The following is a 9,111-nucleotide window of genomic DNA, read 5'->3' on the forward strand; positions in this document are numbered from 1 at the left end:
GGGAGAGAGTGTCTCACACTCCCCCCCGCGGGGGGGGGGCGCCCGGCCGGCCGCCAGCCCGCCGCCGGCGCGCCGCGGGGGCGCGGCGCCGCGGCGCCCGCGGCTGGACTGCGTCTCCACCAACCCCCGGCTGCTCACGTACTACCGGAGTGCGGGCTACCGGGTGGTCGGGGAGTTCCCCCACAAGGAGGGCAAGGACGGCCGCGTGTACGGGGTCATCCTGCTGGAGAAGCGGCTCGATCAGCTCACCGTCGTGTGAAGACGGCGACCGTGCGGGCCGGGGTGGTGAACTCTCCCGTCCGCGCGTCGTAGGTCGCCTGCTTGACCGCCGCGTCGGCGCCGGCCGCCTGGACCGGGTGCAGGGCGTAGCCGGTGCCCGCGAGGGCCGGGATGCGCTGGGGCCGGGCGGTGGGGGTCGCGTTGAAGACCACCACCAGGTCGCCGAGGGTCATGGTGATCACCCCCGGGGTCTCGTCGTTGCCGGACAGCGGGAAGGCCAGCGCGGCCTGGACCGCCTCCGGTGTGGTGAGGGCGAAGGCCCGTTCCGTCGTACGGATCCGCAGCAGGTCGCGGTAGGCCGCCGAGGCCGCGGTGATGTCGGCGCAGCCGGGTGCCGGCCGGCCGGCCAGCAGCGGCTTGGCGTAGGGCCACTTGGCGGCGTTGTCGGCGGCGGGCGGAAGACCCCGGCCGAAGCCGTTGCCGTCGCGGCAGTCCCAGTGGATGGCGTTGAACCAGTCGCCGCTGTCGAACGAGTTGCGGTCGAGGGACTTCGAACGGAGCAGGTCCGTGCCCGCCTGGGACAGCGACGGGCCCTGCGAGAGGGTGCCGACGGCCATCGCCAGGACCTGCATCCGGGCCCGGTCGGCGGTGGAGGTGCCCTCCGGCAGCTTGTACTCCAGGGCGTCGGCCAGGGTTTCGTTGTCGTGGGCGTCGGCGTAGGCGAGGGCGTCGCCGGGGGCTTGCGCGTAGCCGGCCGGCGAGCCGTTGTAGTCCACCTCGGCGCCCTTGGTGCGCTTGCCCGCGCTGTCCGTGAAGGCGTACGAGGCGAGGTTGCCGGACAGCCCGACCTTGATCAGGTCCTGGTCGTGCAGGAGCCGGGCCCGCTGCTGCTCCGCGGTGCCGTTCGCGGGTGAGGCGTTCGGGGCGGTGAACAGGCCGGAGGCGAAGCCCTGGACGCGCGGGTCCTCGTCGAAGGGGCCGCCGCCGCGGACCGCGTCGCGCGAACGGTCCGAGAAGGTGGCGATGCCGGTGCCGGCCATGTTCTTCTGCGTGGCCTGGACGAAGCGGGCGTCGTCCGCGACCTCGCCGAAGTTCCAGCCCTCCCCGTACAGGATGATCTTCTTGCCGTCGACGCCGTCCTTGGCGACGGTCAGCGCGTCGAGGGCCTGCCGCACGGCCAGGATGTTCGCCTTCGGGTGGTGGCCCATCAGGTCGAAGCGGAAGCCGTCGACCTTGTACTCCTTCGCCCAGGTGACGATCGAGTCCACGACGAGCCGGCCCATCATGGCGTTCTCGGGAGCGGTGTTGGCGCAGCAGCTGGAGGTGGCCACCGAGCCGTCCGCCAGCAGCCGCTGGTAGTAGCCCGGCACGATGCGGTCCAGGACCGACTTGTCGGACTGGCCGGAGGCGACGGTGTGGTTGTAGACCACGTCCATCACCGTGCGCAGGCCGGCCCCGTTCAGCGACTGGACCATCCTGCGGAACTCGACCGTACGGGCCGTGCCGTTCGGGTCGCTCGCGTACGAGCCCTCCGGGACGGTGTAGTGCAGCGGGTCGTAGCCCCAGTTGTACGCGTCCTTCGCGGCCGCCGCGGCCACGCAGGCCTGCTGCTGCGGCGAGTCCGGCGCGTACACCTTCAGGTCGCAGGCGGGTTCGGTGCGGTCGGAGGCCTTCTCCGGGATCGTCCCGATGTCGAACGCGGGCAGCAGGTGGACGTACGAGGTGCCGGACGCGGCCAGCGCGCGCAGGTGCTGCATGCCCGCCGAGCCGGTGTCGGTGAACGCCAGGTACTGGCCGGGGTGGGCGCTCGTGGGGTCCGCGACCGAGAAGTCGCGGATGTGGAGCTCCTGGATCTGAGCCGAGGTGAAGGGGACGGCCGCGGGCTTGCGCAGGTCGCGCCAGCCGGGCGGGGCCAGCTTCGGAGCGGCCAGGTCCACGGCCAGGCTGTAGGTGGAATCGGTGGTCAGGGCGGTGGAGTACGGGTCGGTGACGAGGTTGCGGACGATCCGGCGCGTGCTGGGAGCCCACACGGTCACGTCGTAGCGGTACGGCTTGCCCGTCCAGCTGCGCTCACCGCGCACCGACCAGACGCCGGTGGTGTCGTCGCGGTGCATGGCGACGGTGCGGCCGTCGAGTTCGAGGGCGACCTTGCGGGCGGTGGGGGCCCATACGGACAGGGTGGGGCGGCCGTCCTTGAAGACGGGGCCGAGCGGGGCCGTGTTCGCGTACAGGTCGTCGAGGACGCCGGCGAGCTGGACGCCGGTCGCGGCCAGGACGGCGCCGTTCGCGGCGCGGGCGCTCGCGACGAGCTGGCCGCGCAGGGCCTCGCGGACGCGGCCCCGGTCGCGCGGGTCGACGGTGTACGCGGCGTACGACGCCAGGTGCGGGAACTTCTGCTTCTGGGCGGCGGTGAGCTCGGACTTGGCGAGGCGCAGCCACTGCGCGCCGTTCTCGCGCAGGATGCCGTTCTCCGCGGTGACGGCGCCCTCGCCCGAGGCGAGGAGCTGGACGGAGGCGGCGGCCGCGGGGGCGTTCCAGGCGAGGGTGTCGCGGTCGATCCAGACGGCCTCGGCCTTGGTGAGGTCCAGGGCGGCCGAGGAGCCGGCGGGCTGGGGGAGCAGGTACGGGGCCCGGCCGCCCAGCATCCAGACCTCGTGGCCGGTGGCCTTCAGGTCGAGGGACTGGTCGGTGGGCAGGTCCTTCTCGTCGCCCTTGTGGAGGATGTAGCTCAGGCTGGTGGCGCCGGCCGCGAGCGGGACCTCGTACACGGCTCCGTAGGAGTCGGTGCGGGCTGGCATCAGCGGCTTGGACCAGTCGGTGGGGGTGGCGGCGCCGGTCCAGACGTGCAGGCCCCAGCCGTCGTAGGCGCCGTCGGGGCGCTGGTAGTGCAGGACGGCCTTGGCCTGGTCCTGCGGCGGGTAGGCGGGGCGGTCGGTGGTGGCCTCCTCCTTGCCCTGCTCCAGCCAGACCTCGCCGCTCCTGGTGACGTCGAGGGTGCGGTCGGCGGCGACGTCCTTGGTGCCGTCCTTGTCGATGACGAGGTAGCCGATCGAGGAGGCGCCGGGCTTGAGCTTGACGTGGGCGAAGGCGCCGTACGCGTCGCGGCCCGTGAAATCGTGCCCGGCGGGCCAGGGCGTGGCCTCGCCGTCGGCGAGGTCGCCCCAGGCGTACAGCCGCCAGTCGGTGTAGTCGCCGTCGGGGCGGTGGTAGTGGACGACCGCGTAGTCGCGCTGGGTGGCGGTGGGCACCGGGGTGGGCGGGACCTGGCCGGAGACGGACCCGGCGAGGGCGCTCGCGGTGCGGCCGCGGGAGTCGACGGCGACGGCCTTGTAGCGCAGGGCGGTACCGGCCGGGGCCGTGATGTGCTGGGTGACCTTGTACGGGGCGTGGTCGGCGGAGCCGAGGACCTGCCACGGGCCGGTACCGGTCTGGGCGGCGAAGACGACCCGGTTCAGGCCGCCGCCGGTGACGTCGGCGGACAGCTCGACGGTACCGGCGGCGCCGGGGGCCGGCGCCTTCAGGGTGAGGGCGGGCTTGGCGGCGGGGGCCGCGAGGGGGGAGACGCCCTGGAGCACCACCGAGCCGAGGGCGGGGACGGTGACGGTGAGCTTGCCGGCCGCGGAGGAGCGGATCAGGGCGGTGCCGCCGTACAGGGTGCGGTACTGGGCGCCGGCCGGGGCGTCGAGTTCGACGGTCCGCGCCCCGGTGCCGTTGTTGGCGGCGACGAGGTACTCGGTGCGGGTGCGGGTGTCGGTGCGGGCGAAGGCGTAGACGGAGCCGTCGGAGAATCGTTCGCTCTGGACGCCGTCGCGCAGGGCCGGGTGGTCCTTCGTCAGCTTCGAGAGAGCACTGATCTGCCGGTAGAGCGGGTGTCCCGGATCGTAGGCGTCGCTCGCGTGCGTGCGCGCCGTTGCGAGCTGGTCGTCATCGAGGTAGTCGGCGACCTTCGTGGCGAACAGCGGCTGGCGGGCGTCCTTGTCCCCGCCGGCGCCCGTGAAGCCCTGCTCGTCGCCGGAGTAGATCACCGGGTTGCCCCGGGAGAAGAACATCAGCTCGTTGGCGAGCCGGTAGCGGTCCAGCAGCTCCTGCTCGCCCGCCCCCGGCCGGTCCTGCTTCAGGAAGGTCCCGAAGCGGCCCATGTCGTGGTTGCCGAGGAAGGTGACCTGCTCGTACGCGTTCGCCTTGTCCGTGGTGTACCGGTAGTCGTCCGCCAGTACGGAGCCCAGCCGCGAGGCCGCCGCGCCCTGGGAGGCGTACGCGCGGATCGCGTCCTGGAGCGGGAAGTCGAGGGTGGCGTCGAGGCGCCCCTGCGTCACGTACGGGGAGGTGACGGCGGTGTCGGCGGAGTAGACCTCGCCGAACATGAAGAAGTTCTTCCGGCCGTGCTGGGCGGCGTACTTGTCGAGGGCGGTGGCCCACTGCGTCCAGAACCCGGTGTCGACGTGCTTGACCGTGTCGATGCGGAAGCCGTCGATCGAGAAGTCCTTGACCCACTTCTCGTAGATCTTCTCCATCCCGCTGACGACCTCGGGGCGCTCGGTCCACAGGTCGTCGAGGCCGACGAAGTCGCCCTGGTCGGAGGATTCCCCGGCGAAGGTGGAGTCGCCCCGGTTGTGGTACATCGTCGGATCGTTGAGCCAGGCCGGGGACTTCAGGTTCTTCTTCGCCTCGGGCACGAACGGCGTCCGCGGGAAGGACCCGGCGTCGACCGCGGGGAACTTCCCCTTGCCCTGCGCGTACGCGGAATCGTCGAAGGGCACCCCGTCCTTCGTCAGATAGGGGAAGGCGCCCTTCGACAGGTAGGAGGAGGACGCCTCCCGGTAGTCGACGACGTCGGCGGTGTGGTTGGTGATGACGTCGAAGAAGACCTTCATCCCCTTGGCGTGCGCCTTGTCGATCAGCTTCGCCAGGTCGGCGTTGGTGCCGAAGTGCGGGTCGACCTGGGTGAAGTCGGTGATCCAGTACCCGTGGTACCCGGCGGAGGCGTCCGCCTCCTTGCCCTGCACCGGCTGGTTCTTGAAGATCGGCGCCATCCAGATGGCCGTCGTCCCGAGCCCCTTGATGTAGTCGAGCCGGTCGGTCAGGCCCTTGAGGTCGCCGCCCTGGTAGAAGCCCTTGTCCGTCGGGTCCAGTCCGGTCTCCAGCCGGCTGCCGGTCAGGCCGCCGGTGTCGTTGCGCGGATCGCCGTTCGCGAACCGGTCCGGGAGGACGAAGTAGAACTGCTCCCGGGTCAGGTCGTGCCGTGCGGGCTCGGCGGCCAGCTTGGCGTCCGAGGGCGGGGCGGGCGGCGCGGCGGCCGCTGCCGGGAGGGCGGGCAGCAGCGTCACGGCCAGGGCGGCGGCGATCACTCCCGCGGCGGGGCGTATCAAGGCGGGTCTCCTTGTGTACGGGAGGGCCGCCCGGCGGTTGGCAGGGTGGAACACCGGGCGGCCCTGGTCTGTGGGGTGTGGTGTTTCAGTTGCGCCAGGTGTCGTTCAGCACGACCTTGCCGCTGCCCGGGACGGTGGCGGTGCGGTTGGCCCCGCTCTCCCAGGTCACGTTCCCGGCGGCGTCCTTGCGCAGGTACTTGTACGAGAACGCGGTCCCGGCCGGGAGGGACACGTCGAGCTTCCAGACGGGGTAGGCCGCCGGGTCGAGCCTGAGGGCGCTGCCGGTGTTCCAGCCGCCGAGCTCCGCGCGGTCCCCGGTGACGTAGACGTTCTGCCCGGGAACGGTGGTGGCGTTGACGCCGAACGAGGCTCCGGCGGCGTTCGCGGGCGCACCCGTACAGCCACGGGCGCCCACGTGCAGGGCGAGTGCGGTACCGGCCCCGATCGTGGCCGTGAACTGCCCGGCGGAGTTCACGGTGACCGTGCGCCCGCTCTGCACGTCGCAGTAGTCACCGCCCGCGAGGGAGGTCCGGAACGTACGGGTGAGGGCGGACCCCTCGTGGTTGATGACGACGTACCCCTTGGCGCCCCGCCCGAAGGCGATCTGGTCACCGCCGTCGTCCCACCAGTCGGTGACGGCCTGGCCGCGCGTGGCGTTGCGGAACCCGACCATGGAGGAGATCTCCCGCCAGGCGTGCTGGCACTTCCACCCGTCGGAGTAACAGGCGTTCACCGTACCGCCGTTGGGCGGGCCGGCGTCCTTGTCGGTCCACTCGTACCCGGAGTGCACGTCGGGGGACCCGTACGGCCAGGCCAGCATGAAGACGCTCGCCAGGGTGTAGTCGGAGCCGTTCTTGTAGTTCAGGGTGTCGCCACCGCGCTCGGTGTCGTGGTTGTCGACGAACACCCCGGCCTGCCCGCTCGGCATGTACCCCCAGGCCTCCCCGAAGTTCTTCAGGTAGGCGAGGTTCTCGTTCTGGAAGACCCGCTTGAGGTCCCGGGCGTAGCGGAACTCCTGCACGTCGCCGTTGCCGAGGTACTCGCTCGGGGAGACGGCCTCGCCGGCCCCGTAGATGGCCTCCTGCTTCCAGTACGCGCCCGGATTGCCCAGCCGGGACTTGATGTTGGCGAGGTCGGCCGCGGGCATGTGCTTGGCGGCGTCGATCCGGAACCCGTCCACGCCCAGCGACAGCAGGTCGTTCAGGTATCCGGCGATCCGCCCGCGCACGTACTCCTCACCGGTGTCCAGATCGGCCAGCTGCACGAGCTCGCAGTTCTGGACGTTGGCCCGGTCCTGGTAGTTGGAGATGCTCACCCGGCAGTCGTCCATGTCGGCGCCGGAGTAGACCCCGGGGTAGTCGTACTTCGTGTACGAGGACCCGCCGGTCCCGACCCCGTCACCGGCGGCCATGTGGTTGATCACGGAGTCGGCGACGACCTTGACCCCCGCCGCGTGACAGGTGTCGACCATGGCCTTGAACGCGGCCCGGTCGCCGAGCCGCCCGGCTATCCGGTAACTGACGGGCTGGTACGAGGTCCACCACTGCGCCCCCTGGACGTGCTCCTGGGGCGGCGACACCTGCACGTACCCGTACCCGGCGGGCCCGAGCGAATCCGTGCAGGCCTTGGCGACGGACTCGAAGCGCCACTCGAACAGCACGGCGGTGACGTCCTTGCCCCCGGGCGCGGCGGCAACGGCCCGGGGCGCCTGCCCCGCGAGCCCGGCGGCGGCAAGTGCGGTGGCGGCGAAAAGGGTTGCAGCCCTGACGGCTCTGGCAGGCATGCGGGGGTCCTCCTGGCGGGAGAGGTGGGGATTGCAGCGACGGTAGGGGCCAGGTAGGAGCGCTGCAAGACTTTGCGCAAGAGATTGCAGAATTGTTTCCCCGACGTGTCCTCCAGGCCATCCCCACCTGCCGGTTGACGCCACGGTCGGCCAGAACGGCCGTGGGGGGCTGCCCGCACCGGGCAGCCCCCCACAAAAGACGGAACCGGGCCTTCTACTCCCCCGGGCCCTGGCCCGTTGAGCCTCTGACCACCAGTTCCGGCTGGAACACGTATTCCGTGCGCTGGACCGGGGTGCCGCCGACCGCCTCCAGGAGGGCTCCGACCGCGGCCGTCGCCATGGCGCGGACCGGCTGGCGGATCGTCGTCAGCGGCGGGTCCGTGAACGCGATCAGCGGTGAGTCGTCGAAGCCGACCACCGACACGTCCTCGGGGACCCGCAGCCCCCGCTCCCGTACCGCCCGGATCACGCCGAGTGCCATCGGGTCGCTGCCGCACACGATGCCGGTGCAGCCGCGGTCCAGCAGGGCGCCGCCCGCGGCGTGGCCGCCTTCGACCGTGAACAGCGTGCGCTGGATCAGCCCTTCCCCGTCGGCCTCCGGCAGCGCGGCCTTGAACCCCTGCTCCTTGCGGGCCGAGGGCACGTACCGGGTCGGCCCGATGGCCAGGCCGATCCGCCGGTGTCCGAGGTCCTCCAGGTGGCGGACGGCCATGTCGGCGGCCGCCCTGTCGTCCGGGGAGATGAACGGGGCGTTGACGTGCTCGTTGAAGCCGTTGATGAGCACGAAGGGGACGCCGCGGGAGGACAGCCGCTGGTAGCGGGAGGGGTCGAGGGTCGAGTCGGCGTGCAGGCCGGACAGGAACACGATCCCGGTGACCCCGCGTTCCTCCAGCTGCTCGACCAGTTCGTCCTCGGTGGCTCCGCCGGGCGTCTGGGTGCACAGCACCGGTGTGTAGCCGTGACCGGCCAGTGCCTGCTCTATGACCTGCGCGAACGCGGGAAAGATGGGGTTGGTGAGCTCCGGGATGAGGAGTCCGACCAGCCCGTTGCTGCGGCGGCGCAGCCGTACGGGCCGCTCGTAGCCGAGCAGGTCCATGGCGGCCAGCACCTTGTGCCGGGTGCCGGCCGCCACGCCCGCCTTGCCGTTGAGCACACGGCTGACCGTCGCCTCGCTGACCTCGGCCTGCGCGGCGATGTCCGTCAGCCGGAGCGGGGAGGTCACCCCTGCCACCACACCGCCGTGTCGGCGGGCAGCGTGCCCGGGTCGGTCAGCTCGGCGCTGGCGAGCAGGACGGCGGTACCGCGCACGGGCGTCCGTACGGGCTCGCCGGTCGTGTTGACCGTGCAGACGAAGTCGCCGCGGCGGAACGCCAGGACGCCCTCGGGCGCCTCCAGCCACTCCACCGCGTCGCCCGCGCCGAGGTCGGCCCGCTCACGGCGGATCCGCAGCGCGGCGCGGTACAGCTCCAGCGTCGAGGAGGGGTCGCCGGTCTGGGCGGCCACGCTCAGTCCCGCCCACTGGGCGGGCTGCGGCAGCCAGCTGCCTCCGTCGCCGAAGCCGTACGGGGCCTGGTCGCCGGACCACGGGATCGGCACGCGGCAGCCGTCGCGCAGTCCGTCCTGGCCGTTCTCCTTGAAGAAGGACGGGTCCTGGCGGACCTCGTCGGGCAGGTCGACGACCTCGGGCAGGCCGAGCTCCTCGCCCTGGTAGACGTACGCGGACCCGGGCAGCGCCAGCAT

General features: G+C 72.0%; 4 protein-coding genes and 1 pseudogene. 1 reads left to right on the top strand and 4 read right to left on the bottom strand.

Annotated features, from left to right (window positions below):
• A pseudogene (locus ACFXA3_RS18920) lies at window positions 1-259 on the top strand (hypothetical protein); the annotation flags it as partial.
• Here the strand turns inward: ACFXA3_RS18920 and pulA are convergent.
• The 4 genes from pulA to ACFXA3_RS18940 all read right to left on the bottom strand — a co-directional run.
• Window positions 246-5,588 carry a pullulanase-type alpha-1,6-glucosidase gene (gene pulA / locus ACFXA3_RS18925; protein ID WP_385188126.1) on the bottom strand — a complete coding sequence of 1,781 codons (5,343 nt, stop codon included), beginning with the start codon at window positions 5,586-5,588 and terminating at the stop codon, window positions 246-248. The pseudogene ACFXA3_RS18920 and the gene pulA overlap by 14 nt on opposite strands.
• 85 nt (window positions 5,589-5,673) lie before the next feature.
• Window positions 5,674-7,371: a carbohydrate-binding module family 20 domain-containing protein gene (locus ACFXA3_RS18930; protein WP_385188127.1), complete on the bottom strand. Its 1,698-nt coding sequence runs from the start codon at window positions 7,369-7,371 to the stop codon at window positions 5,674-5,676.
• Window positions 7,372-7,585: 214 nt separating this feature from the next.
• Entirely contained in the window at window positions 7,586-8,602 is a 1,017-nt protein-coding gene (locus tag ACFXA3_RS18935) for a LacI family DNA-binding transcriptional regulator (RefSeq protein ID WP_385188129.1), read from the bottom strand.
• On the bottom strand, window positions 8,590-9,111 hold a 522-nt coding region (locus ACFXA3_RS18940), incomplete at its 5' end, for a DUF3459 domain-containing protein (RefSeq protein WP_385188131.1). The genes ACFXA3_RS18935 and ACFXA3_RS18940, both read right to left, overlap by 13 nt.

Origin of the sequence: Streptomyces sp. NPDC059456, from assembly GCF_042750055.1 — a bacterium.
GTDB lineage: Bacteria > Actinomycetota > Actinomycetes > Streptomycetales > Streptomycetaceae > Streptomyces.